Annotated in this window: 22 protein-coding genes; 5 read left to right on the top strand and 17 right to left on the bottom strand. The window is 67.8% G+C overall.

Annotated features, from left to right (window positions below):
* Positions 1-56 precede the first annotated feature (56 nt).
* Positions 57-551, bottom strand: a complete 495-nt coding sequence (locus tag ACM0PY_RS17865; protein WP_088496833.1) for a histone — start codon at positions 549-551, stop codon at positions 57-59.
* A gap of 111 nt (positions 552-662) precedes the next feature.
* Between ACM0PY_RS17865 and ACM0PY_RS17860 the strand changes: the two genes are divergently transcribed.
* Positions 663-1,034 (top strand): hypothetical protein, encoded by a 372-nt coding sequence (locus ACM0PY_RS17860; RefSeq protein ID WP_134968390.1) that lies wholly within the window; start codon positions 663-665, stop codon positions 1,032-1,034.
* A gap of 292 nt (positions 1,035-1,326) precedes the next feature.
* On the opposite strand, the gene gcvH is transcribed toward ACM0PY_RS17860, so the two are convergent.
* From gcvH to nudE, 7 genes are all read right to left on the bottom strand, one after another.
* On the bottom strand, positions 1,327-1,722 hold the full coding sequence (gene gcvH, locus ACM0PY_RS17855; protein WP_005418426.1) for a glycine cleavage system protein GcvH: 396 nt from the start codon (positions 1,720-1,722) through the stop codon (positions 1,327-1,329).
* 93 nt (positions 1,723-1,815) lie between these two features.
* Positions 1,816-2,928: a glycine cleavage system aminomethyltransferase GcvT gene (gene gcvT / locus ACM0PY_RS17850; RefSeq protein ID WP_134970317.1), complete on the bottom strand. Its 1,113-nt coding sequence runs from the start codon at positions 2,926-2,928 to the stop codon at positions 1,816-1,818.
* 162 nt (positions 2,929-3,090) lie between these two features.
* Positions 3,091-3,393, bottom strand: a complete 303-nt coding sequence (locus tag ACM0PY_RS17845; protein ID WP_049415586.1) for an Mpo1-like protein — start codon at positions 3,391-3,393, stop codon at positions 3,091-3,093.
* Positions 3,394-3,517: 124 nt separating this feature from the next.
* Positions 3,518-3,847, bottom strand: coding sequence for a YnfA family protein (locus ACM0PY_RS17840; RefSeq protein ID WP_072168556.1), 330 nt, complete (start codon positions 3,845-3,847; stop codon positions 3,518-3,520).
* The gene (gene mazG, locus ACM0PY_RS17835; protein WP_111129455.1) at positions 3,844-4,683 is read right to left on the bottom strand and encodes a nucleoside triphosphate pyrophosphohydrolase; all 840 of its coding nucleotides are present in this window, start codon (positions 4,681-4,683) and stop codon (positions 3,844-3,846) included. The genes ACM0PY_RS17840 and mazG overlap by 4 nt, the downstream gene beginning before the upstream one ends.
* A 13-nt stretch (positions 4,684-4,696) precedes the next feature.
* Entirely contained in the window at positions 4,697-5,500 is an 804-nt protein-coding gene (gene cysQ / locus ACM0PY_RS17830; protein WP_053499520.1) for a 3'(2'),5'-bisphosphate nucleotidase CysQ, read from the bottom strand.
* Positions 5,497-6,060 (bottom strand): ADP compounds hydrolase NudE, encoded by a 564-nt coding sequence (nudE, locus tag ACM0PY_RS17825; RefSeq protein WP_005418435.1) that lies wholly within the window; start codon positions 6,058-6,060, stop codon positions 5,497-5,499. The genes cysQ and nudE overlap by 4 nt, the downstream gene beginning before the upstream one ends.
* Before the next feature lie 77 nt (positions 6,061-6,137).
* Between nudE and bioA the strand changes: the two genes are divergently transcribed.
* Together bioA and ACM0PY_RS17815 are read left to right on the top strand one after the other, a co-directional pair.
* Complete coding sequence (bioA, locus tag ACM0PY_RS17820) at positions 6,138-7,529, top strand: adenosylmethionine--8-amino-7-oxononanoate transaminase (RefSeq protein ID WP_219633225.1); 1,392 nt, start codon at positions 6,138-6,140, stop codon at positions 7,527-7,529.
* Positions 7,520-8,257 (top strand): 16S rRNA (uracil(1498)-N(3))-methyltransferase, encoded by a 738-nt coding sequence (locus ACM0PY_RS17815; protein ID WP_180884142.1) that lies wholly within the window; start codon positions 7,520-7,522, stop codon positions 8,255-8,257. The genes bioA and ACM0PY_RS17815 overlap by 10 nt, the downstream gene beginning before the upstream one ends.
* Before the next feature lie 125 nt (positions 8,258-8,382).
* Here ACM0PY_RS17815 and ACM0PY_RS17810 read toward each other — a convergent pair whose 3' ends face one another.
* The 7 genes from ACM0PY_RS17810 to pilG form a co-directional block, all read right to left on the bottom strand.
* A complete protein-coding gene (locus ACM0PY_RS17810) occupies positions 8,383-8,847 on the bottom strand; it encodes a chemotaxis protein CheW (protein ID WP_005418442.1) in 465 nt (154 codons plus the stop codon).
* Positions 8,844-10,181, bottom strand: a complete 1,338-nt coding sequence (locus ACM0PY_RS17805) for a chemotaxis protein CheB (protein WP_180884140.1) — start codon at positions 10,179-10,181, stop codon at positions 8,844-8,846. Before ACM0PY_RS17805 ends, ACM0PY_RS17810 begins: the two co-directional genes overlap by 4 nt.
* Positions 10,168-16,893: an Hpt domain-containing protein gene (locus tag ACM0PY_RS17800; RefSeq protein ID WP_180884138.1), complete on the bottom strand. Its 6,726-nt coding sequence runs from the start codon at positions 16,891-16,893 to the stop codon at positions 10,168-10,170. The genes ACM0PY_RS17805 and ACM0PY_RS17800 overlap by 14 nt, the downstream gene beginning before the upstream one ends.
* A gap of 100 nt (positions 16,894-16,993) precedes the next feature.
* Positions 16,994-19,030: a methyl-accepting chemotaxis protein gene (locus tag ACM0PY_RS17795; RefSeq protein ID WP_049415562.1), complete on the bottom strand. Its 2,037-nt coding sequence runs from the start codon at positions 19,028-19,030 to the stop codon at positions 16,994-16,996.
* A 41-nt stretch (positions 19,031-19,071) separates the two neighbouring features.
* Positions 19,072-19,602, bottom strand: a complete 531-nt coding sequence (locus ACM0PY_RS17790) for a chemotaxis protein CheW (RefSeq protein WP_065178184.1) — start codon at positions 19,600-19,602, stop codon at positions 19,072-19,074.
* On the bottom strand, positions 19,602-19,964 hold the full coding sequence (locus ACM0PY_RS17785; RefSeq protein ID WP_005410717.1) for a response regulator: 363 nt from the start codon (positions 19,962-19,964) through the stop codon (positions 19,602-19,604). The genes ACM0PY_RS17790 and ACM0PY_RS17785 overlap by 1 nt, the downstream gene beginning before the upstream one ends.
* Before the next feature lie 18 nt (positions 19,965-19,982).
* Positions 19,983-20,384: a twitching motility response regulator PilG gene (gene pilG / locus ACM0PY_RS17780; RefSeq protein ID WP_005418455.1), complete on the bottom strand. Its 402-nt coding sequence runs from the start codon at positions 20,382-20,384 to the stop codon at positions 19,983-19,985.
* Between the two features lie 240 nt (positions 20,385-20,624).
* On the opposite strand from pilG, the gene gshB reads away from it, so the two are divergent.
* Both gshB and ACM0PY_RS17770 read left to right on the top strand, forming a co-directional pair.
* Positions 20,625-21,572, top strand: coding sequence for a glutathione synthase (gene gshB, locus ACM0PY_RS17775; RefSeq protein WP_061478899.1), 948 nt, complete (start codon positions 20,625-20,627; stop codon positions 21,570-21,572).
* Positions 21,572-22,456 carry an energy transducer TonB gene (locus tag ACM0PY_RS17770; RefSeq protein ID WP_414609452.1) on the top strand — a complete coding sequence of 295 codons (885 nt, stop codon included), beginning with the start codon at positions 21,572-21,574 and terminating at the stop codon, positions 22,454-22,456. The genes gshB and ACM0PY_RS17770 overlap by 1 nt, the downstream gene beginning before the upstream one ends.
* Positions 22,457-23,088: 632 nt before the next feature.
* Here ACM0PY_RS17770 and tsaB read toward each other — a convergent pair.
* Positions 23,089-23,802, bottom strand: a complete 714-nt coding sequence (gene tsaB / locus ACM0PY_RS17765) for a tRNA (adenosine(37)-N6)-threonylcarbamoyltransferase complex dimerization subunit type 1 TsaB (protein ID WP_180884133.1) — start codon at positions 23,800-23,802, stop codon at positions 23,089-23,091.
* Positions 23,803-23,811: 9 nt separating this feature from the next.
* Complete coding sequence (gene yoaA, locus ACM0PY_RS17760) at positions 23,812-25,860, bottom strand: DNA repair helicase YoaA (protein WP_134972606.1); 2,049 nt, start codon at positions 25,858-25,860, stop codon at positions 23,812-23,814.
* Positions 25,861-26,199: the final 339 nt, after the last annotated feature.

Genomic DNA, 26,199 nt, shown 5'->3' with positions numbered 1-26,199 from the left:
CCTCCCCGCTGGGCAGCCAGGGAAGGGGGTTTCAGGATGCGGCTATCGGGAAGTACTTAGATCAGCGGCGCCGGGGTTGCCGGCAGAGCGACCGGAGCGGCCTTCTTCTTGCGGGCGGCCGGCTTGCGCTTGGCAACCTTCTTCGCTGCCTTCTTCGGGGCAGCCTTCTTGGTAGCCTTCTTCGCGGTCTTCTTTACTGCCTTCTTGGCGGTCTTCTTGACGGCCTTCTTGGCAGTCGCCTTCTTTGCGACCTTCTTGGCCGGCTTGCGGGCCGTAGCCTTCTTGGCAGTCTTCTTGGCCGCCTTCTTCGCGGTCTTCTTGACGGCCTTCTTGGCAGTGGACTTCTTGGCGACCTTCTTCGCCGCCTTCTTCACTGCCTTCTTCGCAGTGGTCTTCTTGGCGACCTTCTTCGCAGCCTTCTTCACTGCCTTCTTGGCAGTCGCCTTCTTCGCGACCTTCTTCACTGCCTTCTTGGCAGCGGCCTTCTTCGCGACCTTCTTCACCGCTTTCTTGGCGGCGGGCTTCTTCTTCGCAGCTTTCTTGGTTGCCATGGGATGGCTCCTCGTCAGTGATAGGGAGTTGAAACGCCCAGTTGGATCAAACCCGCGGATGCTGCGTGCGGGGACCGCCGGCGCGTCAGGCGCGCCGTTACGGATGCGGCGATGCCCGCCTCGATCGGCGGAGCGGACATCGGAACGGGAGGTGCCTTGCATTTCTCCGGGGGAAGCGGGGCCGTGTCCACCGTCATCAGGGTCGCGGTGGTCTTGAAGGGGCTGCTTCGCATCGGACGATTGATTCTGCGCACTCGGTTGGGCAGGCAAGGTCTGCTGAGGCGAAACCTAATCACGGTTTTTTTTACTGTCAACAACCCCCGCGAAAAATTTTCACATCCGCGCCTTTCCGAGCGCCGTCGGCGCCACTGCTCTACGCGGCCCGCGATGGCGGTTGAAGCGTCGCGCAAGCGTGCTGCATGCACCGGCATCGATGCATACGTTGAACAAAAAACACTTGAAATAAGCACTCCGCGCATTTAGACACAGACTCGCAACGGCATCGCGCGTGCGACGTCGATGGTCACCGGCGCCGCCACCGACGCCAGCACAACAGCGCCGCAACAGGGGGCGAAAAGTTTTCACATCCGAGTGCGTCGGCGCGGGGCTGAAACGCGGATTTGCGCAAAACTGCGCACGCCCATCGGCACCGTTCGCCTGTCGGCTGATGCCACGCCGAGGGTGCGCAGCGAACCCCGCGTCATGAGTCCGGTGCAGTCGCCAAAACAAAAACGGCCACCCGAAGGTGGCCGTTCCAGAATCCGGAAACGACGACTCAGTGGTCTTCGTTCTCCAGGGCTTCGGCGTACGCGTCCGGGTCCAGCAGCTCGTTGACCTCATCGGCGTTGGTCAGTTCGACCACGAACATCCAGCCTTCGCCGTAGGCATCTTCGTTGATGGTTTCCGGCTTGTCGGACAGGGCCGAGTTGACCTCGACGACCTTGCCGCTGATCGGGCTGTAGACGTCCGAGGCGGCCTTCACCGACTCGACGACGGCGATCTGCTCGCCGGCCTTGGCGTCGGCGCCGACTTCCGGCAGTTCGACGTAGACCAGGTCACCCAGCAGGCCCTGGGCGTGGTCGGAAATACCGACGGTGACGCGGCCATTGCCTTCGACACGGGCCCACTCATGGGACTTGAGGAACTTGAGGTCGCCGGGGATCTCGCTCATGGGACTGCTCCAGAGATATGCAGGGGTGGAAAAAACGGGGCTAGTGTAACCAACCGGCCACCACTGCTGTCAGTGACGACCGGCACGTACGGATCAGGCGTCGGCGAGCACGCCGGGCTGCGCCTGGCCTTCCCGAACGAACGGGAACTTGACCACCCGCACCGGCACCTGACGGCCGCGGATGTCGACGGTGACCTCGCCGAGTTCACCAGCCGGCACGCGGGCGAAGGCGATGCCCTTGGCCAGCGTCGGCGAGAAGGTGCCGGACAGGATCTCGCCCTGGCCGCTGGCCGTGGTGACCGTCTGGCCGTGGCGCAGCACGCCCTTTTCGTCCATCACCAGGCCGATCATCTGGCGCGCGGTGCCGGCGCTCTTCTGCGCCTCCAGCACGTCGCGGCCGATGAAGTTGCGGCCTTCGTCCAGCGACACGGTCCAGGCCAGCGCCGCTTCGTACGGGCTGATCTCTTCGTCCATGTCCTGGCCGTACAGGTTCATGCCAGCTTCCAGGCGCAGGGTGTCGCGCGCGCCAAGGCCGGCCGGCTTCACGCCCGCCGCCAGCAGGCGGTTCCAGAAGGCGACCACGGCGTCCTGCGGAAGCAGGATCTCGAAACCATCTTCACCGGTGTAGCCGGTGCGGGCGACGAACAGCTCGACACCGTCATCGGACTGCACCTGCAGGGCGGCGAAGCGGCCCAGCCTGGTCAACGCTGCGCGGTCGGCCTCGCGGGCCAGGCCGATCACGATGTCGCGCGCCTGCGGGCCCTGCACGGCGAGGATGGCCAGGTCCGGGCGCTGCTCGACGGCGACGCCAAACGGCGCAGCCTGCTCGCGCAGCCAGGCCAGGTCCTTCTCGCGGGTAGAGGCATTGACCACCATGCGGAAGAAGTCGTCGCCCAGGTAGTAGACGATCAGGTCGTCGATGACGCCGCCGCGCGGATTCAGCATGCACGAGTACAGTGCCTTGCCGGTCACCTTCAGCTTGTCGACCGAGTTGGCCAGCAGGCGGCGCAGGAACGGCTTGACCTGGTCACCGCGCAGGTCGACCACCGTCATGTGGCTGACGTCGAACACGCCGGACTCACGCCGCACCAGATGGTGCTCGTCCAGCTGCGAGCCGTAGTGGATGGGCATGTCCCAACCCCCGAAATCGACCATCTTGGCGCCAAGGGCGCGGTGGGTATCGTTGAGCAGCGTCTTCTGGGTCATGACCGGGTCCGGCAGCAGAGGAAACAGGAAACCCCATTATCCCAGATCGGTCGCCCGCAGGCGTGCCGCAGCGCAGCGGTTCATGCAAGCGGAAGTGCAACCCGCCCCACCCTTTCCTCTGCCGGCGGCGAGGCAATGCCCGCAAAGCGCCGCAGCCGCCCGCTACAGGCGCACCCGCCCACGCAGGATGTCGAGGAACATCACCCAGTCACCCATGAACGAGTACAGCGGATGGCGGAACGTCGCCGGTCTGTTCTTCTCGAAGAAAAAATGGCCGACCCAGGCGAACCCGTAGCCGCAGAACAGGGCGCCGAGCAGGAACAGCGGCTGGCCGCGCAGCAACGCAGTGGCGACCAGCAGCAGGACCCCGCAACTGCCGATGAAGTGCAGCCGCCGCGATACCGGGTGGCGGTGTTCGCTGAGATAGAACGGATAGAACTCGCGGAAGCTGGCGAAGCGGGACATGAGCAGGCTCGGGGAACCAGGGTCGCCCACATCATGCGCCATCGCTGACCTTGTAGAGCCGAGCCATGCTCGGCTTGCGCGCGCCAGCGCGGTCGGAGGGAGAGCAGCCGAGCATGGCTCGGCTCTACACCGATGAGGTGCGCGGCCCGAACATGATCACCGCCATGCCGGCCAGGCACAGCGCTGCGCCCAGCAGGTCCCAGCGGCTGGGACGAATGCCATCGACCAGCCACAGCCAGAACAGCGCGGTGCCGATGTAGACGCCACCGTAGGCGGCATAGACCCGTCCACTGGCCGTCGGGTGCAGGGTCAGCAGCCAGGCGAACAGGGCCAGGCTGGCCGCCGCCGGCAGCAGCAGCCAGACGCTGCCTCCCTTGCGCAGCCACAACCATGGCAGGTAGCAGCCAACGATCTCGGCCAGCGCGGTCAGCAGGAACAGGCCAAGCGTTTTCACGCCTTCTCTGCTGCCTTGGCCTGCTGCCACAGTGCTTCCTGCGCATCCAGGTCCAGTTCGGCCAACGCCTCACCCTGTGCGTCGGCCTGCGCTTCCATCGCGCGGAAGCGACGCTCGAACTTGTGGTTGGCACCGCGCAGTGCAGCGCCCAGATCGATATCGGCATGACGCGCCAGGTTCGCGCAGACGAACAGCAGGTCGCCCAGTTCTTCCTGCAGGCGCGCCTTGTTGCCCGCGACATCGCCGCGTTCGAACTCCTCGCGCAGCTCCTGCAGCTCCTCGGCGGCCTTGTCCAGCACCGGCAGCGGACCCGGCCAGTCGAAACCGACCTTGGCCGCGCGCGACTGCAGCTTCACCGCCCGCTGCCATTCCGGCAGGCCGCGCGAGATACCGGCCAGTGCGGAGGTGTCCTGCTCGCCCTTGGCGGCACGCTCGGCGCGCTTGATCGCCTCCCAGTTGCGCGTCACCCCGTCGGCATCGTCCACGCTGACATCGGCGAACACGTGCGGGTGACGGCGCTGCATCTTGTCGCTGATCGCACGGGCGACCTCGGCGAAGGCAAACGCGCCCTGCTCCTCGGCCATGCGTGCGTGGAACACCACCTGCAGCAGCAGGTCGCCAAGCTCGTCGCAGAGATCGTCCAGGTCGCCGCGGTCGATCGCATCGGCGACCTCGTAGGCTTCTTCGATGGTGTAGGGGGCGATGGTCGCGAAGTTCTGCTCCAGATCCCACGGGCAGCCGCCCTGCGGGTCGCGCAGCCGCGCCATGATCGCCAGCAGGCGCTCCAGTTCGCTGCTTGCGGCGCTGCCGGTGGTGGGGGTGTCGTGCGCGCTCATGCGGCCTCCAGGATCAGTCGGACAACCAGTCGCGCCATGGCAGGCTGGTATCACCAAGGGCAATGAAATCGCCGTTCAACAGGGTCTCGCGGCGGTTGTAGCGGAACGGCTTGCCGGTCGCCGCCGACAGCACCGCGCCGCCGGCGGCATGCAGCACGCACTGGCCGGCGGCCGTATCCCATTCGGAGGTCGGGCCCAGCCGCGGATAGACATCCAGGCCGCCTTCGGCGATCCGGCAGAATTTCAGCGACGAGCCCTGCGCGATGGTCTCGATGCGGCCCATGCGAGCCAGCAGCGCCTCGGTTTCCGGCGAACGGTGCGAGCGGCTGGCGGCAACGCGCAGCGGAGCCGTGGCCGGCGTGCGGGTGCGCAGCACGGTGTCATGCAGGCCCTGCCGCCGATAGGCCAGTTCGCCGCGCATGGCATGCCAGACAATGCCGGTGACCGGCGCCAGCACCACGCCGAATGCCGGCGCGCCCTGGTAGATCAAGGCGATGTTGACGCTGAATTCGCCGTTGCGCTTGACGAACTCGCGGGTACCGTCGAGCGGATCCACCAGCCAGTAAGCGCCCCAATGGCGGCGCTGCTCCCAGCCCACCTGCGCCGATTCCTCGGACAGGATCGGCAGGTCCGGTGTCAGCTGCCGCAGGCCCAGCTCAATGACCTGGTTGGCCGCCAGGTCGGCCGCGGTGACCGGGCTGTTGTCGTCCTTGATCTGGACCTCGAAGCCATCGGCATACACCTGCATGATGGCTTGGCCGGCCTGCTGGGCGATGGCGATGGCGGTCTCGCGCAGGTCCGTCGTCAGCTTGATCATCGCGTTCCCTGCAGCCACTGGCGGGCAATGAACAGCGCCGCCAGCGAGCGTCCCTCGGAGAAGTCCTCGCGCAACATCAGCTGGTCCAGTTCGGCCAGCTTCCACGGCACCACTTCCAGTTCTTCCGGCTCGTCGCCGGCCAGTTTTTCCGGGTACAGGTCGCGCGCCACCACCAGCCACGACTGGTGGCTCATGTAGGTCGGGGCCAGTGTCATCGCGCGCAGCACGTCGACCCGGCGCGCACCATAACCGGCCTCTTCCTTCAGTTCGCGGTCGGCAGCCTGCTCGGGGGTCTCGCCGGCGTCGATCCTGCCCTTCACCAGCCCCAGTTCGTAACGATGCATGCCGGCGGCGTATTCACGCACCAGCAGCACGGTTTCATCGTCGAGCATCGGCACCACCACCACCGCACCGTGACCACGGCTGACCAGGCGCTCGAAACGGCGACGTTCACCGTTGGAGAACTCCAGGTCCAGATGCTGGCGCTGGAAGGGGCCGTTCTCCTCATCGGTGATCCGATGGATGATCGGCAAGCGACGGCCGGCACGGTCATCGTTCATGCGGAATCTCCGCGGCGACCGGCGGCTGCGCCGGGGCCGATAGAATGTGCAGGCAGCAACATGTTCATGAGCCCGAAATGCTAGCAGACCCGACCCCCTCCCCGCTGGCCCGCCACTGGCGGCAGCGCGACCTGCAGGTGCTGTGGCACCCGTGCACGCAGATGCGTGAGCATCCGGACACCCTGCCGCTGGTGCCGATCGCCCGTGGCGAAGGCGCGTGGCTGATCGACCACGACGGCCACCGCTATCTGGACGCCGTCAGCAGCTGGTGGACCAACCTGTTTGGTCATGCCGAACCGCGCATCGGCGGTGCCATTGCCACCCAGGCCACGCAGCTGGAACAGGTGATGCTGGCCGGCTTCAGCCATGAGCCGGCCATCACCCTGGCCGAACGCCTGTTGGCATTGGCACCACGCCAGCCCGGCCGCGAGCCGCTGGCCAAGGTGTTCTACGCCGACAACGGCTCGGCCGGCGTGGAAGTGGCGCTGAAGATGGCCTTCCAGTATTTCCAGAACCGTGGGGAGCCGCGGCGCACGCGTTTCATTGCACTGGAAAACGGGTACCACGGCGAGACCCTGGGCGCGCTGACGCTGGGTGACATCCCGCTGTATCGCCGCGTCTATGCGCCGCTGCTGGCCGAAGCGCTGTTCGCGCCGTCGCCCGATGCCTACCTGGCCGAACCCGGCCAGAGCGCGGCCGACCGCGCGCGGCAGGCTGCCGACGGCCTGGCCACGCTGTTCGACCAGCATCCGGGCGAGATCTGCGCGGTGATCCTGGAACCGCGCCTGCAGTGTGCCGGCGGCATGCGCATGCATGATCCGGTCTATCTGCAGCGCGTGCGCGAACTGTGCGATGCCCATGGCGCGTTCATGATCGCCGACGAGATCGCCACCGGCTTCGGCCGCACCGGCACCCTGTTCGCCTGCGAGCAGGCAGGGGTGATGCCGGACCTGATGTGCCTTTCCAAGGGCCTGACCGGCGGCTTCCTGCCGCTGGCCGCCGTGCTGGCCACGCAGGCGCTGTACGACGCCTTCCTCGACGACTCGCGCGAGCGCGCCTTCCTGCATTCGCACAGCTACACCGGCAATCCGCTGGCCTGCGCGGCGGCACTGGCGACGCTGGACATCTTCCGCGACGACGATGTGATCGCCCGCAACCGGGGCATCGCCTCGGTGATGGGCACGCTGGCGGCGCCATTTTCCGACCATCCGCACGTGGCCGACGTGCGCCAGGCCGGCATGGTGGTGGCGTTCGAGCTGTCGCGCGACGGCAACAGGCGCACGCCGTTCGATCCGGGCCTGCGGCTGGGCCTGCACGCTTACAAGGCCGCCCTCAAGCGCGGCGTGGTGCTGCGCCCGCTGGGCGACGTGCTGTACTGGATGCCACCCTATTGCGTGGATGACGAACAACTGGAGCTGCTGGCACACACCACGCTGGCGGCCATCGACGAGGCGATTGCATGCGCGTGACCCGCTGCCCCATCGACCTGGCGCTGCACAGCGGCCAGACCGTGACCCTGCCGGAAGAGACGGCCAACCACCTGGTGCGGGTGATGCGCCTGCGCGAAGGCGATACGTGCGTGCTGTTCAACGGCGATGGCAACGACTACAGCGCGACACTGACCGTGGCCGGCAAGCGCGAAGTGCAGGTGCGCATCGATGCTGTGCAGGCCATCGATAATGAATCACCGCTGGCGATCACCCTGCTGCAGGGCATCGCCCGTGGCGAGAAGATGGACCTGATCCTGCAGAAGGCCACCGAACTGGGCGTGGCGGCGATCATTCCGGTCAACGCCGAGCGCACCGAGGTGAAGCTCGATGCCGCGCGCGCCGAGAAGCGCGTGGCGCACTGGAACAACGTGGTGACGTCGGCCTGCGGCCAGTCCGGGCGTGCGCGCATTCCGCAGGTGGGGCCTCCGCTGTCGCTGGCGCAGGCCGCGGCGGCACTGCCGGCCTATACGCTGCGACTGACCCTGGACCCGCGGGGCGCACATCGCCTGTCGACGCTGACGGCCGCTCCGGCAGGGGGCGTCGTGCTTGCGATCGGCCCGGAAGGGGGCTGGTCGCCGCGCGACCGCGACCAGCTGGCAGCGGCAGGGTTCCAGGGACTGCAGCTGGGCCCGCGGATCCTGCGCACGGAAACGGCCGGGTTGGCCGCGGTCGCGGCGTTGCAGGCGCGGTTGGGCGACCTGGGATAAGACAGGTTCGTCGTAGTGCCGGCCGCTGGCCGGCAACCTCATGATCCCGTGGATGCCGGCCAGCGGCCGGCATCCACGGGATCATGAGGTTGCCGGCCAGCGGTCGGCACTACCGGTGTGGTGGATCAGGCGGCGAGCGAATCCAGCGCCGCTTCCAACGCGTCCAGGTTCGGCAGCAGCGCACTCTGCTCACCCAGCAGCACGCGCATGTGCACGGTCTGCGGCAGGGTTTCTTCGGAGGCGTCGGCCAGCAGGCCATCGCGTGGCACCGAGATCAGCTGCGGGAAGTTCTGCGTCAGCAGCGCGTAGTACGGGCGCTGCGCGTTGCCGCTGAGGGACTTCAGCACCACCACCTTGTTGTGGCCGGCCACGGTCTCTTCGCCCAGCCCCGAAAGGCGTGCGAACGACACCAGCGGCACCTGCCAGCCGTGCCAGCCGATCTCGCCAACCAGCCAGCGCGGCGCATCGGAGACCGGCTGCACCGGCACGCGCGACATCATTTCGGCCACGGTGGCATTGGGCAGCAGCACGCGCTCGTTGCCGGCCTGGATCAGGACGCCGCGGATTTCGTCATTGCTGGCGTAGCTCATGGTGCGTCTCCGTTGTCGTCCTGCTCACCCCAGCGCGCGGCAATTGCCTGCGCCAGTTCCTGCGGTTCACCGGCCACCATGCCGGCAGCCACCACGGCGGTGGCCGCCGCCGGGTCATAGCAGCCCTCGCCCACCTGCCCGGCCACCCACGCACCGGCGGCAGCCAGGTCCAGCGCCGGGCCTACGTGGGCCAGGTCGGCACCGCTGAGCAGCACCAGTGCGGTGTGTTCGGCCGGCAGCGAAGCGAGCGAAATACCATTGGCATCGCTCTGGAAATGCAGGCCATCGCTGGCCGCGCGCACGCCGATATCATCGGCCAGCACGTGCACCTCGCCCGGCACCGCGTGCTGGCCGGCCTCGGCCAGCTGCACCGGCAACGGCGAAACGCGGGACATCTGCTTGACCAGGTTGCCGTAGCGGCCACCATCCAGACGCATGTGCACCAGGACCGGCACGCTCAACGACGCGGGCAGTGCGCCGAGCAGGCGACGCAACGCATCCGGGCCACCGATGCCGGCCAGCACCAGCAGCGATGCGGCACGCGCACCGGCCGGGGCGGCGGCATCCAGATCGACCAGGCTCAAATGATCGGTATCGAACGAGGGCTGCGGCGCGACCACCGGCGCCACGGCTTCTGCCGATACGGGTGCTTCGATCGATTCCTCGACCAGCGACCAGGCGGTGTGATCGAAGGAGACCGGCGGTGTCGCGGGCGCCGCCGGTTCGGCCAGTGCCTGCGGCGCCGAAGGCGGATCCAGAGGCTCGGGCACGACCGGCTGCAGCGCCGCCAGGGCCTGCTCCAGCGCGATCGGTTCGTGCAGGTCTGCCGGTGGCGAATACAGGCCGTCGGCCGGAACGTCATCGGCCCAGCTCAGCGCCTGTTCCAGGTGTGGCTGCAGGGCTTCTTCCTGCGGCGCCGGCGCGGGCGCCGGATGACCAGGCTCCAGCTGCAGGCTGGGCTCTTCTTCGGCGCCCGGCGGCAACACCTGCTGGTGGCCGTGCAGCTTGGCGGCCAGGTGGCGCCCCCAACGTTGCGCCTCCCAGCCGTCGCGGCGGGCGGCCAGCTCAGCCTCATCGAACACCAGGGTCAGCCCCGGTGCCGAGAGCGCGGCTTCCAACCGTTCCAGTGCGTCCTCGATGGCAGCTTCCAGTGCGATCACCACGAACTGCGGATCCGCGGCCTGCAGGACCTGCGGCTCCAGGCCGTTCGGATCATCTTCCAGGACCAGCTGTACATCGGCATGCGCCAGTGCCTCGCGCAGGCGTTCACGCGCCGCACCGGGGCGGGCCAGCAGGGCGACGGCCGGGGCCGGATGGGTTTCACTCACGGACACGGGCGATCCCCAGCAGGTCGTACACGTTACGCATCAGGTCCAGTTCCTGGTACGGCTTGCCCAGATAACGCTGGACACCGATCTCGAAGGCACGCTGGCGGTGCTTGTCGCCGCTGCGCGAGGTGATCATCACGATCGGCACATCCCTGTAGCGCGGATCGGCACGCATCACAGTGGCCAGCTCGTAGCCGTCCATGCGCGGCATCTCGATGTCCAGCAACATCAGGTCCGGCACGCGCTCTTCCAAGCGCTCCAGTGCTTCCACGCCATCGCGGGCGACACTGACTTCGAAGTTGTGGCGCTCGAGGATGCGGCCGGTCACCTTGCGCATGGTCAGCGAGTCATCGACCACCATCACCAGCGGCACCTGGCGTTCGTCGCGCGGCGCATTGGCCAGCACCGGTGCCGTCGGGTTGGCCAGGAAGCGGCGCACCAGCGGCGCGACGTCCAGGATCACCACCACGCGGCCATCGCCGGTGATGGTGGCACCGTAGATGCCCGGTACCGATGCGATCTGCAAGCCGACCGGCTTGACCACGATTTCGCGGTTGCCCAGCACCTGGTCGATCGCCACGGCTGCACGCAGGTCACCGGCACGGACCAGCAACAGCGGCACCTGGTCCTGGCCATCGGCACGCGCCGGGGCCTGCCCGACCAGGCTGCCGAGGTCATACAACGGATAGTCTTCGCCGCTGTAGCGGTAGCTGCTGTCGGCGGCCTCGAAACGTTCGCGCGACAGGCGGCCGATACCGCTGACCGAGGCCACCGGCACGGCGAAGGTGGTCTCGCCGATCTGCACGAACACCGCCTGGGTGACGGCCAGCGTCTGCGGCAGGCGCAGGGTGAAGCGCACGCCCTGGCCGCGCACCGACTGGATGTCGACCGAGCCGCCCAGCTGGCGCACTTCGTTGCGCACCACGTCCATACCCACGCCACGACCGGCCAGCTGGCTGACCTGGTCGGCGGTGGAGAAACCGGAGGCGAAAATCAGGTTGTCCAGTTCCTGATCGTTCGGCTGCGCGTCGGCGGCCAGCAGGCCACGGTCGATGGCGCGGCGGCGGATCGCTTCGCGATCGAGGCCGGCACCGTCATCGGCCACTTCCAGCACGATTTCCGAGCCTTCACGGTGCAGGCGGATGGCAACTTCGCCCTCTTCCGGCTTGCCGGCGGCGCGGCGCTGTTCCGGCGCTTCCAGACCATGGGCCACCGAGTTGCGCAGCATGTGTTCGAGCGGCGCGACCATGCGGTCGAGAACATTGCGGTCCAGTTCGCCGTGGGTGCCTTCCAGGGTCAGGTGCACCTGCTTGCCGGTATCCATGCCGGACTGGCGGACCACGCGGCGCAGGCGCGGCACCAGGCCATCGAACGGCACCATGCGCGCGCGCATCAGGCCGTCCTGCAGCTCGGAGCTGACACGCGACTGCTGTTGCAGCAGCGAATCGTACTGGCGCGACAGATCGTCCAGCACCCCTTGCAGGCCGCCAAGGTCGGCCGCCGATTCGTTCAGCGCGCGGCTGAGCTGTTGCAGCGTGGAGAAGCGGTCCAGCTCCAGCGGATCGAACTTCTGGTCTGCCTGGTCCTGCTCACGCTGGTAGCGGGCGACGATCTGCGCTTCGGTTTCCAGGTCGAGCCGGCGCAGCTGGTCGCGCAGTCGCGCGTTGGTGCGCTCCAGCTCGCCCATCGCACCACGGAACGCGCCGAGCTGCTGCTCAAGGCGCGAGCGGTAGATCGCCACTTCACCGGCATGGTTGACCAGGCGGTCGAGCAGATCCGCGCGCACGCGCACCTGTTCCTGCTGCGGGCGTGCCAGCGGATCTTCATCGACCACGCCTTCGGCCGGCAGCGGTGCCGACAGCGGCGCGTCGAGCAGTGCCGGCGCCGGACTGGCGACCGCTGTCGAAACAGTTTCCGCGACGCTCGCCACGTTGGCTGCAGCTACGGCAGCCGCCGCTGCCGCAGCGAGATCGGTGGTCGTACGCACCTCGAACGCATCGACCAGGTCCTGCGCCGGTTCCACCACTCGATGATCACCGGTGCGGGTGAGCAGCTGGTGCAGGCGATCGAATCCGCGCTCCAGCAACTGCACATCGCGGCGTTCGATCTCGGTGCGACCAGCGGCGACGGCTTCCAGCAACGATTCGATGCTGTGGCCAAGATCGCCGATGGCGTTGATGCCGGCCATGCGTGCGCCACCCTTCAGGGTATGCAGGTCACGCTGCAGGCCGGCCAGCACCTCGCGGTCCTGCGGCGCATCGCGCAGCTCGCTGATCAGGCCATCGCAGTGGTCGAGCAGGTCCTTGCCTTCCTCGACGAAGATGTCGACCAGCTCGCGATCGTAGACGCTGAAGTCGAGCGTATCGGCGTTGTCTTCCGGCACCGGGATGTCAAGGACGTCGGGTGCCACGGTTTCAGCCACGTCGGCGTCAGGCGCGCCAACGGCCGGGGCATCTGACACGGCATCGGCAGCTTCGGCGTGGACTTCCACCTGGCCCGGCGCGTCTTCCAGTTCGAAGAACCGCACCGGTTCGGCGGTGGCCGGCGCTGCGGCCTCCGCGATCTCCTCATTCACCGTCGCCGGGGACGGCTGATCGGCGCTCTCTCCTTCACCGATCGCCGCCTCCCCGCCGACGTCCGCATCCTCGGCAAAGGCTTCCGCCTCGCCCGGCGCGAGTTCGCTGGCCTGCAGGCCGAGCACGGACCATTGCCCGTCGTCGGCCAGGGGCTGCTCTTCGTCGATCACGTGCAGGCCGGCCTCGAGCGCGGCGTCCAGCGAGACCGGTTCTGCAAACCCCGGCGCAGCCATTTCATCCTGCAGGCTCGACAGCTCGCTGTCGAGTGGCAGTGCAGCAGGCGTATCGAATGCCTCAGCGTCCGCGACGTGCACGTGATCGAACGAGGACGCATTCAGGTCAGATGCGACGGCTTCGACAGCATCAGGAATCTCTTCGGCATCGCGGTCGTCGACCGGCAGCGCACTGGCATCCAGGTACGGCGACAGATCGTCCACGACGGTCAAACCGGCATCGTCGGCCAACAGCGGCGCGCTTTCGGCCTCCGCCTGGACACCGTCTACCTCAACGCCCGGAACGTCGTCGGCCACCTGGATCGATTCGACCACCGGTAGCGACGCCGCTCCCTCACCCGGTACCGACGGCCATCCGGCATCGAAGTAGCGCGAAAGATCGTCGCTGGCGGTCAGCTCACCGACCTCCAGCCCGCCCTCGCCCTCGATCGCGGCATCCTCGACCGGGGTTTCGGCGACATCGGCAACTGCCTGTGGTTCCTGCTCCGGCGCGACGGACGAAAGCGGGACCGCATCGGTTTCAGGCGCGACGGCTGCCGGGGCGTCCGCATCCCATTCCGCCGTCGGTTCGTCATCCAGCGCCAGCTCGGCTTCGTCGTCCTCCAGGCCCACCATCGGCCAGCGCGCTTCCGGCAACTCGCTGGCCAGCGCCTGCAGGCGCTGTGCCAGTACCTGTTGCGGTGCGATGCGCGGCTGTTCGGCCTGCAGCGCTTCCATGGTGGCGGTGATCGCCTGCGCGGTCGCATCCAGCGCGGCCACGCCTTCATCACCCGGCACCACTTCGGCGGCCAGTGCACGCTTGATGTAGGACTCGGCACCGCCGGTTACAGCCGTGATCTCGGGCACTTCGGTCATCGCGAAGGCGCCGTTCATGGTGTGCACTGCGCGCAGGAGTGCGTCGCTGACCGGCTGCGGTGCCTGCTGCGCCGAACGCAGCCAGTCCTGCAGGGTGGCCTGATGGACTTCCACCTCGGCCTCGAGAATCTCGCGCAGCACGCTGTCGATGTTGGCCGGCGTGCCGGTGGCTTCGGCCTTCTCGGCGGTATCGGCCAGCGCCGAAGCGGCAACCTCCGCGTCGAGAATGCGGCTGATCTCGTCTTCGCCCTCGGCTTCGGCCACCGGTGCAACCGATGCAGTGGCCCCGGGCAGGGGGACGTAGTAGGTCTCCTCGCCTGCACCGACACGATCGGCGATGGCCTGCATGGCCTGCAGGTCGACGCTGATGCGCTGGCCATGGCGCAGCGCCGCGTTCAGCTGCGGCAGCGCCGCATGCGCGTTGTCGACCATCGCCAGCACGGCGGGAGATGCGGCGCGGCTGCCATCCAGCACGCGGTTGAGCATGCCTTCGATCTTCCACGCGAACTCACCCAGGGTGCGTGCGCCGACCAGGCGGCCACTGCCCTTGAGGGTATGGAAGATGCGGCGGATCGGGCGAAGCCGGTCCATGTTGTCCGGCTGCATGCGCCATGCCGGCAGCAGCGTGCCGAGATTGGCCAGCTCGTCGTCGAACTCTTCCAGGAACACCTCGCGGATGTCCTCGTCGATGTTCTCGGCATCGTCGTCGAAACCCGCGTCGAAGCCCGCATTGGTGTCGGCGTCGGTCCCGGCAACGGCCGAATCCACCGCCTCCGGCACTGCCGCAGCGGCCATCGCCTGTGGATTGAAGCCGGCAGCGGCCGCACTCAACTCGGCGAAGAACTGGGCGTCGGCCTCGCTGAAATCGATCGGCGCGATGGTGTCGATATCGATCACCGACACGGCCGGCGCCGAGGTTTCCGCTGCCGGGATGGGCGCTTCGATCGACGGCGGCGTGATCAACGTTGCCGGCAGGTCATCCGGGGCCTCATCCACCTCGGCCAGCACTGCGGGCGATACATCGGCCAGCGGCGGGACGACGGCATCGACGATCTCCAGCGAAGGATGCAACGCGGCGTCATCGTCCAGCGACAGCGTTTCCATCGCATGCAGCGACAGCACGTCGTCAGCGTTGTCCAGCGCGTCGGCATCGAAGCGGAACACCACGTCGTCGGCCACGGCAGCCGCATCCTGTTCGGCCGCCACCGGGTCGAATACCGGTGCAGCATCGAAAGCGGTCGCGGAGGAATCCACCGCGTCCGTCCTCTCATCGATCACAGGCGCTGCGGTGTCCTCAAGCATCTGCGGCGCCTCGGACAGCGACCACTGCGGTGCACCGGGGGGGCCGCTGTCAGCCAGTTCGAAGCTGACCGGATCGAAACTGGCGAAGGTCGGGCTGCGCTCGTCATCGGCAGGCACGATGGCGTCGGCCTCCGGATGGAACGGCGCCAGCTCCCACTGCGGGACATCGGGCGCAGGTGCGCTGGACGCCGCGAAGACCAACGATGCCTCCGCATCGTCGTGCGTCGGCGACGGCGAAGCATCGATATCAGCCGTGCTGGCGGCCACGGCGGCCACGGTGCCCAGTGCGCCGAACATCAGGCGGTTGTCGGACACCATCGGCGCCGGCGAGGCCGGCGGCGGATCGAAGGTGAAGTCCGGCAGTGGCACCGGCACGTCGCCGGCAGCGGGCGCCGCAGGCTGCACCGGAACCTCGATGCGCTCCGGCTGCAGCGGCTCGGCCTGCAACGCAACCGGCTCACGTTCGACCGGCAGCAGTGCCGGCACTTCCGGCGCGACGGCATTGTGCTCCGGCAGCGGCCAGTAGCGCAGAGCCTCGAGGCTGCTGCGGGTGATTTCGAGGATGTCCTCGCGGCCCGGGCGGCGGTCGCGCAGGGCTTCCAGGTAGTACTCCAGGCTGGCCATGGCATCGGCCAGGGTGTCCAGCTGGCGGCCACTGGGCACGCGCTGGCGGCCGATCAGTTCGGCCTCGATGTACTGCTGCACGCCGCGCAGGTAATCGGCGGCGGTACCCAGGTCGAGCATGCGCAGCGCGCCGGACACATCGCCCAGCAGGCGTGGTACATCCTGCAGCTCGGCATGGTTCCAGCTGGTTTCGATGAAGGCGACGAAATGCTCGCGGGCAGCGGCGAAGTTGGCGATGGCTTCATGCGCCAGCACCTCCACCGTGCGCCGGTTCTCGACCGCGCTCGGATCGTCCTCGCCACTGCCGCCGGCGCCCAGATGGGCAACCTGGTCGTCCAGCGAGGCATCGACGTACAGCAGTGCACCGGCAATATCCAGCAGCAGGTTCTCGTCAATCTGCTGGCGACCTTCGACCACGCCACGCAGCGCATCGCGCTGCTGCACGACCACGCCGCGGGCCACGCCCAGGCCCATCATGCCCAGCGTATCGGCCACGGCGCCGAGCTCGTTGGCCTGGGTCTGCAGCTGTTCCGGCGCACCACCGGTGCGCAGGTGCAGGTCAAGCGCATCCTTGATGCGCAGCAGTTCTTCCTTCACCGCACTGCCGACCGTGTCGAGCAGCTCGCGGTTGCGTCCGCTCAGGCTGCCACGGGCATGGTCCAGCTCGGCCTCGGTGGCGGTGACGCTCTCCGGCGCAAAGGCCAGCAGCACACTGTCAGTGACGCCTTCTTCGCCGCGCGACGCACGGATCTCGTTGAGCAGAGGCATCAGCACGATCGGAATGTCGCGATGGCCGTTCTGCAGGCGTTCCAGATAGTCGGGCAGCAGCACGCTGCCACGCATCAGGGTTGCGCAGGCTTCATCACGGTCGGCCACGCGACCGGCGCCGATGGCATTGGCCAGCTGCTCCAGTTCTTCGGCCACCATCGCCGGGGCATACAGCTCGACCATGCGCAGGGTGCCCTGCACCTGGTGCAGGTAGCCGGCGCAGATGCGCATGCGGCTGGCATCGGTCGGGTCTTCGGCGTAGTACTCGACCTCGTTGCGCACCTGGCGCAGGGTCTCGTCCAGCTCGGGCTTGACCCAGCCCAGCGCTGCGTGGCTCATCGCATCGCGCAGACTGCTCATGGACGCGCTCCGTTCGCCGCCGCGCGGTGGCCGCGCGAGTTCTGGCGTGGGGAATGGAAATGCTTCATCGACTGGTTCCTTGCTCGCCGCCCTGCCCGCGTCACGCCGGCAGCTTGAAGTCGGCGACCGAACGGCGCAGGTCCGCCGCCAGCTGCGCGAGGTGGCCGATCGACTCGGCGGTCTGTCCGGCACCCTGCGAGGTCTGCCCGGTGATCTGCCGGATCACGCCCATGGTGCGGGTGATGTCCGAGGCGGCGGCCGACTGCTGCTGGGCGGCGATGGAGATGTTCTTGATGAGGGTGTTCAGCGCGTTTGACACGCGTTCGATCTCGGTCAGCGCGGTACCGGCGTCCTCGGCCAGGCGCGCACCAGACACCACTTCGGCCGTGGTCTGCTCCATCGAGGTGACCGCTTCATTGGTGTCGGCCTGAATGGCCTGGACCAGGTTTTCGATGCGTCGGGTCGCACCCGAGGTGCGTTCTGCCAGGCGCTGCACTTCGTCGGCCACGACCGCGAAACCGCGGCCCGCTTCACCGGCCGACGCGGCCTGCACCGCCGCGTTCAACGCCAGGATGTTGGTCTGCTCGGAGATGTCGTTGATCAGTTCCACGATCGAGCCGATTTCCTGCGACGACTCGCCCAGGCGCTTGATGCGCTTGGAGGTTTCCTGGATCTGGTCACGGATCTGGTCCATGCCCTGGATGGTCTCGCGCACCACGCCGGCACCTTCGGCAGCGATCACCACCGAGCGCTGTGCCACGTCGGCCGACTCGGCCGAGTTGCGCGACACCTGCTCGATGCTCGCCGCGATCTCCCCGATGCGGTCCGAAGCCGAGGTGATCTGGTTGGCCTGGTGCCCTGCGGCCTCTGCCAGCTGCATGGCGGTGGCCTGGGTTTCCTGGGTGGACATCGCGACCTTGGCCGAGGTGTCATTGATGGTGGTCACCAGGTGGCGCAGCTCGTCGACCGCGTAGTTGATCGCGTCGGCGATCGCGCCGGTCATGTCCTCGGTCACCGAGGCCTTCACCGTCAGGTCGCCCTCGCCGAGCGAGGAGATTTCGTCCAGCAGCCGCATGATCGCCTGCTGGTTGCGGCTGTTGAATTCCACCTGGGTCTGGTAGCGCAGTTCCTGCTCGCGCGAGCGGCTGCGCACGTTGGTGGAGACGAAGCCGATGATCGCGATCAGCGACAGCGCACCGGAGACCACGCCAATCCAGAAGTTCGGGAACAGGCGGGTGTCGGATACCGAGCCGAACGAGGAGAACGCGTCGAACAACTTGCGGCTGTCATCCAGCATGTGGGCCGAACCCTGGCCCAGCGCGGTGGCAGCGGACTGCGCCGCGAACAGCTGGCGCGAGCTGGCCAGGATCGCGTCGGCGTCCTGCTTCATCGCTTCCCACTTCTGCTGCGACTGTTCCAGCGCGGCCACGGCGGCGGCACCGCGCACGGCGGTGATGCCCAGTTCCTCGTTGCCGTTGCGCAGGCCGTCGAGCACCTGCGAGAACACGGTGATGTCACGTGCCAGCGCATCGCCGGAGGTCGCCGCGGCGCTGCCACCGGCACGCATTTCGGTCACGCGGCGGGCCATCGAACCGGCCACCACAACCTGCTGCAGCGCGCTGTACACCTGCGACGACGGCGCGCCGGAAGCGGACATCGCACGCACCAGCTCGTTCAGCTGGGCCTGCAGGCCCGGCACTGCGCCGGTGAAGTTGTTCGCGTTGCCGGCCAGCGCCAGCACGGCCGGCTCGCTGGCCACCAGCTGCCCGGCCTGCTTGCCCAGCGGCGCCCAGGTCTCGCCGAGGGTGGCGATGGCACCGGCTACGCCCGGCTCCTTGCCGTAGCGTCCCTGCAGGGTCGACACGTTCTGCTCGATCGCGTTGCGGGTGGCCTTGAAGGCGGTGAAGGCCTGGGCGTTGCCGCCGACCGCGTCACGTCCCTGGTTGGCCAGCTGCTGCGACAGCACCTGCAGGTCGGCGGCCTTGGAGCCGGCGTCGGCAAGGCGGCTGCCCTGCCAGGTGGCGACGCCGGTGTTGACGCCGAACAGGATCATCGATGCCAGCAGCAGGAACAGCCAGAGGTTGCTGCCGCCCAGCCGCAGCTTGCCGGTCTTGGTGGCGTCCGAAGCAGTACTCATCGTTCAACCTCGATCTTCAATGCAGGGGGCGATGCCCGGCCTCAGGCCGCGGCTTGCCGGAATTCAGGGGTGCGCGACAGCAGCGAGAGCGAGAACACGCCCCAGTCATGGCCGTCGGCATGGAAAGCACGATCGACGAAATGCCCGTAGCGGCCATCGGCCAACGTGCCCGCTTCGATCTGCTGGTCCAGCTCGAAGCTGCGCTGGCCGAACAGTTCATCGATGGTCAGTGCGACGTCGCCGCCGGCCTGGCGCATGATCAGCACGCGCTGGCCTTCCTGCTGCACGGTGCGCGTGCCTTCCAGGAAGTACTTCAGGTCGACCACCGGGAACAGGTTGCCGCGCAGGTTGCCCACGCCCAGCAGCCAGGGCTGCGCACAGGGCACCGGGGTCACCGGCGGCATCGGTACGATTTCCACCACTTCGCGGAAATCGGACACCAGCCGGCGCTGGCCGACGCGGAAACCCACGCCACGCCACAGGTCCTGGGCAAACTGCTTTCCGGGCAGCTGCACCGCATGGGCCAGGCTGCGCCGTTCATAGGCTTCAAGGATGTCGAAGGGCGAGCGCATCAGGCCACCAGTTCGTTGATCCGCGCGATCAGTTCATCCTCGCGCGGCGGCTTGACGATGTAATCGGCGGCGCCCTGGCGCAGGCCCCAGGCCTTGTCGGTTTCCATCGCCTTGGTGCTGACGATGATCACCGGGATGTGCTTGATCGCCGCATCACGGGCCATCGCACGGGTCGCCTGGAAGCCGCTCATGCCAGGCAGGACCACGTCCATCAGCACCAGCTGCGGCACCTGGTCGCGGACCAGCTGCAGGCCATCCTCGGCGTTGTCCGCTTCCAGCACTTCGTGGCCGGCACGGCGCAGCCACTGGGTGAACACCGCGCGGTCGGTCGGTGAATCCTCGATCAGGACGATACGAGCCATTGTGCCTTTCCCCCCTGGTCAGGCGTTGACGTATGTGCGGATGGCACCCAGCAGTTCTTCACGCGTGAAAGGCTTCGTCAGGTACTGCTCCGAGCCGACGATGCGTCCCCGCGCCTTGTCGAACAGGCCATCCTTGGACGACAGCATGATGACCGGGGTCGCCTTGAACAGCTGGTTGCCCTTGATCAGCGCGCAGGTCTGGTACCCGTCCAGGCGCGGCATCATGATGTCGACGAAGATGATCTGCGGTTGCTGGTCTGCGATCTTGGCAAGCGCTTCGAAGCCGTCGGTGGCGGTGACCACCTCGCAGCCTTCGCGCTTGAGCAGCGTTTCCGCAGTCCTGCGGATGGTCTTCGAATCATCGATGACCATCACCCGGAGTCCTGCGAGTTCCCCGCCCGCAGTCGTGTTTTCAGTCATTGCCTATCCCCAAGCGCACGGCCCGATCTCTGGCGGGGGCCGCTGCGAAAGCGTATCTATATCGCACTTTCCGCGCCCGCTTCAAGGCCGCCCCACGGCGCGGGGCATGGCCCCCTCCTGAACGTGACGGGTTTCGCAATGAGTGCGCGACCGCCGGGCGGACGCTGCGTTGCAGTATGGCAGGGAGGCGCGCGACCGGCGTTGCCGCTACCATCAACGCCTTGCCTGACAGGTGCGCCCATGCCGTTGAACGTCATCGTGGTGATGGACCCCATCGCCCACATCAAGATCGCCAAGGACACCACCTTCGCCATGCTGCTGGAAGCCCAGCGCCGCGGCCATGCCCTGCACTACGTGCGGCCGGGCGGACTGGCCTTGGAAGGTGGCGTGGCGGTGGCCCAGACCGCGCCGCTGCAGGTGCGCGACGACCCGGCCGGCTGGTATGAGCTGGGTGAGTTCAGCCGTACCGAGTTCGGGCCCGGCCAGATCGTGCTGATGCGCAAGGACCCGCCGGTCGACGCCGAGTACATCTACGACACCCAGGTACTGGACGTGGCCGCCGCTGCCGGTGCCTGTGTGGTCAACAACCCGCAGGGCCTGCGCGACTACAACGAGAAGCTGGCAGCCCTGCTGTTCCCGCAGTGCTGCCCGCCGACCCTGGTCAGCCGCGATGCCAAGGCGCTGAAGGCCTTCGCCCTCGAACACGGCCAGGCCGTGCTGAAGCCGCTGGACGGCATGGGCGGCCGCTCGATTTTCCGCAGCGGCCAGGGCGATCCGAACCTGAACGTGATCCTGGAGACACTGACCGACGGCGGCCGCAAGCTGGCGCTGGCCCAGAAGTTCATTCCCGACATCACCGCCGGCGACAAGCGCATCCTGCTGGTCGACGGCGAACCCGTCGATTACTGCCTGGCGCGCATTCCCCAAGGTGACGAGTTCCGCGGCAACCTGGCGGCCGGCGGCCGTGGCGAAGGGCGCCCGCTGAGCGAGCGTGACCGCTGGATCGCCGGCCAGGTTGGCCCGGAGATGAAGCGCCGTGGCATGCGCTTCGTCGGCCTGGACGTGATCGGCGATTACCTGACCGAGGTCAACGTGACCAGCCCGACCTGCGTGCGCGAGCTCGACGCGCAGTACGGCCTGAACATTGCCGGCACCCTGTTCGACGCGCTCGAGGCCGGCCTGCGCTGATGGCGTCCGCACCCGCCGTTCTGCCCCCGCCGCCACGCGAAGCGCAACGGCTGGGGGCCACCATCGCACTGTCGGTGCTGGTCCACGCCCTGCTGATCCTGGGCGTGGGCTTCGCCGTGAAAGGCGATGCTCCGCTGGTGCCGACGCTGGAAGTGATCTTCAGCCAGACGCGCACCGCACTGACGCCAAAGCAGGCTGATTTCCTTGCCGCCGCCAACCAGGAAGGCGGTGGCGAGCACGACCGCGCACAGCGTCCGCGCGACAACCAGGCCGGCATCGTGCCGCAGGCGCAATCCGGACTTAGCCCGGTTCCCCAGCAACAGCAATCGGCCGCGCCGGTTCCGCCGCCGCAGGCACGGGTGGTCAGCAGCCGCAACGGACAGGACTCGGTGGCACAGGCGCAGGCCCAGCCAACCCCGGAACGCCCCGAGCCGGACGCGCCGTTGAGTGCACGCGAGCAGCGCGATGTGGAGATGGCGCGACTGGCTGCCGAAGTGCATCTGCGCTCGGCGCAGTATGCCAAGCGCCCGAATCGCAAGTTCGTGTCGGCCAGCACGCGTGAATATGCCTATGCCAATTACCTGCGTGCCTGGGTCGACCGTGCCGAGCGCGTCGGCAACCTGAATTACCCGGACGAGGCCCGGCAGCGACGGCTCGGCGGCCAGGTGGTGATCAGCGTGGGCGTGCGGCGCGATGGCAGCGTGAAGAGCAGCCGCATCCTGCGTTCAAGCGGGACGCCGCTGCTGGATGAAGCGGCGCTGCGGGTGGTGACGCTGGCGCAGCCATTCCCGCCGTTGCCGAAGACCGAGGACGAGATCGACATCCTGCAGGTGACCCGCACGTGGGTGTTCCTGCCCGGCGGCGAACTGCGCGACGACCGGTAGGGTTTTGGTGCCCGGGCCTGCGGCCCGGGGCCCGCTGAAGGGCTAGAGCAACAGCAGCGGTTGGTGTCCTGAAGCTTGGCGGGGCGGTGTCGGGCGGCGGGGACGCCGCAAGTACGTCCGTGTAGGCTTAGCCGCGGCATCCATGCCGCGGATACCCCGCCGCCCGACACCGCCCCGCCTCTGACAGATCACGGCGCACCATTGCTGTTGGTAGCTGTCGACCTTGGTCGACACACATCCACGCCATGCATGGATGCGAGCGAAGCGACCCGCTTTTGATTTTGATTTTCTTTGATTTTCCGTGGCGGACGCACACGGAAACTGTCCGCGCCCGGGCGGATGGGCTGCGCAGGGGCGTGAGCCGCATGGGCCCGAGACATGCCTCGGGCGGGTTGGGCAGGACGCCCAACCCCGGTCTTGCCGTGTGCGCAGGACAGCGCACACGAGCAAGTGGCGACCGAGCTTACGTGGGTGAGGGCGCTTTGCTTGCGAAGCACTGCTTCGCAAGCGCCCGAACGCACAGCCGCCAGCGGCTGGGCCGGGCCCCGGAGGGGTACTTGCAGCGCCCCCTGCGCAGCCCACCCGCCCGGCCAACCCCACGAATACGCGATCAGCGCCCCGCCACGAGGGGCTCAGCCGTTGGCCTTCGCCTTCGCCTCGCGCGCGGCTTGCTGCTCGACCAGGGTCAGTGCTACGTTGTCGCGCAGGTACGCCGGCTCGACCTTCTCCGGTGCGGTCGCCTCGCCACGCGCGAACGCCGGCACGGCCAGTGCCAGCACGTCCGACGCCCGCGGCAATGCCGCAGCATCGAAACCGCGCAGGCCACTGCCCAACTGTGCCACCAGCGCGCCGTCGGCCGCGCCGAAACCGGTACCCACACCGTAGACGGACAGCCCTTCAGGCAGCGCCACCGCGGCAGGCGCGCATACGCGCTCGGCATCGCGCGCAACCGGCAGGCCGTCCACGCGTTCGAAGCGCGCGACGTAGAGTTCGCCCATCCGGGCATCGATTGCCGACAGGATCTGCGTTTCTTCCACCGGTGCCCGCAGCGCCAGCACCTGCAGCGTCGAAACCGGCAGCAGCGGGCGGTCCAACGCCAACGCGATGCCTTGGGCGATGGCGATCGCCAGGCGCACACCGGTGAACGCCCCCGGGCCGCGACTGAGCGCGATGCCGTCGAGCTGGCGACGGCTGATGCCGGCTTCGGCCAGCAGCGCCTCGGCCCATGGCAGGCTCAGGTCGGCATGCCGGCGCGGGGCGATCTCGAAGCGTTCCAGCACCTGCCCATCGACATGCAGGGCAACGGAGCAGGCTTCGGTGGCGGTTTCAAAGGCGAGCAGTTTCATCAGATCAGGTCAGAACAGGGGGAACGTGGCACCGGGAGCCGGCTCCGGGCCCGGCGCAACAGCGGCCGGGTCAGCCGGATCATCAGACACGGGCACCCATTGTGGCGTAAAGAAGGCCTGCACATCGGCCAGGCTGCGGGTGCGGCGGAAGGGTGGTAGTGAATCCAGGAAGACCCGGCCATAGCCACGGTTGAGCAGGCGCGGATCGCACAGGACCAGCACGCCACGGTCGCTTTCGCTGCGGATCAGGCGACCGACACCCTGCTTCAGTGCGATCACCGCCTGCGGCAACTGTTCGTCGCGGAACGGATTGCCGCCCTGGCTGCGGATCGCCTCCAGGCGTGCCTCGTACACCGGATCGTCCGGTGCCGCGAACGGCAGCTTGTCGATCATCACCACGCTCAGCGCTTCGCCGACCACGTCCACGCCCTCGCGGAAACTGGCCGAGCCCAGCAGCACGCCATTGCCCGATTCACGGAAGCGCTGCAGCAGCGTCGCGCGCGGTGCCTCACCCTGCACGAACAACGGCCATGGCCCGTCGCGCAGTGCTTCGGCCGCCTCGCGCAATGCACGGTGCGAGGCGAACAACAGGAATGCCCTGCCCTGCGATGCCTGCAGCACCGGCCGAAGGGTCTGGATCAGCGCGGTTCCGAAGCCCCGTGCAGCCGGATCAGGCAGGCCTTCCGGGAGGTAGCACAACGCCTGCTCGGGCCAGTTGAACGGACTCGGCTGGACCAGGGTATGCGGATCGTCCAGGCCCAGGCGCGCGGCGATGTGGTCGAATCCATTGCCCACGGTCAGCGTGGCCGAGGTGAAGATCCATGCCGCGCGGCTGCGCTCGCGATGCTCGCGCAGCGGGCCGGACACATCCATCGGCGTGCGCTGGCAGCGGAAACCCCGTGGCGTGAGCTCGTACCAGAGCACATCGGTGGCACTGGCGTGATCCGCCGGATCGGCATCGAAATCGAGGGTGGGTTCATCATCGCCCAGCCAGCGCTGCAACCGCGACACCGCCTCGCGCGCCCGCGCATGGCAGGCGTCCAGACCCGCCGCCGATTCGCGCAGCGGCTGAAGTGCCTGCTCCAGCGCCACCAGGCCGGCCATCAGCGTATCGAAACCGTCGCGGACCTGTGGCATGGCCAGCGCACGCCACTGCGTACCCCGCGGCGGGAGCCCCTCCATCGCCGAACGCAACGCCAGCAACGCCTGTTGCAACTGGTCGACCGGCTCCTGCAGCGCCGATTGTGCGCCCCCTACGCCGCGCGCTTCAGCCAGGCAGTCGCGACCCAGTTCCTGCCATGGGCGCATGCCGAAACCTTCGCCGAAGAACTGCGCTGCCAGTTCGGGCAGCTGGTGTGCCTCGTCGATGACAAAGGCCTGCGCCCCCGGCAGCAACTCGCCGAAGCCGTCCTGTTTCAGTGCCAGATCGGCCAGCAGCAGGTGGTGGTTGACCACCACCACGTCGGCGGCCTGCGCACGCTGCCGTGCGCGCACCACGAAGCAGTCGTCCCAGAATGGGCAATCGGTGCCCAGGCAATTGTCGACAGTGGAGGTGACCATCGGCAGCAGCGGCGAGTCATCGGCCAGGCCCTCCAGTTCGGCGATGTCACCGAACTCCGAGCGCCCGGACCACGCCAGGATGCGCTGGAACTGCGCGGCCTGTTCGGGACTGGAAAACCGCGGCTCGCCCCGCGCCTGCTGCAGTCGGTAGCGGCACAGGTAGTTCGCGCGCCCCTTCAGCAGCGCGCTGCGCAGGCCGACGCCCAGCGCCTGGCGCACGCGCGGCAGATCGCGGTGGTAGAGCTGGTCCTGCAGCGCGCGGGTACCGGTGGAGATGATGGTGCGCAGCCCGGACAGCAGCACCGGCACCAGATAGGCGAAGGTCTTGCCGGTGCCGGTACCGGCCTCGGCCAGCAGCAGGTCCCGCTGCTGCAGCGCATCGGCAATGGCTGCGGTCAGGTGCAGCTGTGCCGGACGCGGGACGAAGGCATCCAGGTGCGAGGCGAGCGCGCCGCCTTCGCTGAGGGCTTCGCGGCTGGCATGGACAAGGTCGGACATCAGAGGGAAAGGATACCCGGCCGGGCGCTGCCCGGCACCCGCTTCAAGCCAGAGCGCAGGCAAAAGCAACAGCAACAGCGTGGTTCATGGCTCTGGGTTGCTGCGTGTTTGGCGGGGCAGGAGGGGCAGGCAGGACACACCGTAAACCCGTCCATGGGGGCTCGATGGCGCCATCCATGGCGCCAACGGTCCTGCCTGCCCCTCCCGCCCCGCCTTCGACAGTTTCCCGGTGACGGATGGACGTGCTTCGTGGCGTCGCGCTTGCTCGACTGATTCAGAAGCGGTGGGTCGAACGGAAACAAGAAGGGGTCGGATCCGTTTTCCTGCGGAAAACGGATC

The organism is Stenotrophomonas sp. BR163, from assembly GCF_047520985.2.
Classification (GTDB): domain Bacteria; phylum Pseudomonadota; class Gammaproteobacteria; order Xanthomonadales; family Xanthomonadaceae; genus Stenotrophomonas; species Stenotrophomonas sepilia.
The sequence above is the reverse complement of the archived record's forward strand: the minus strand, read 5'-3'. Positions and strand labels throughout refer to the sequence as shown.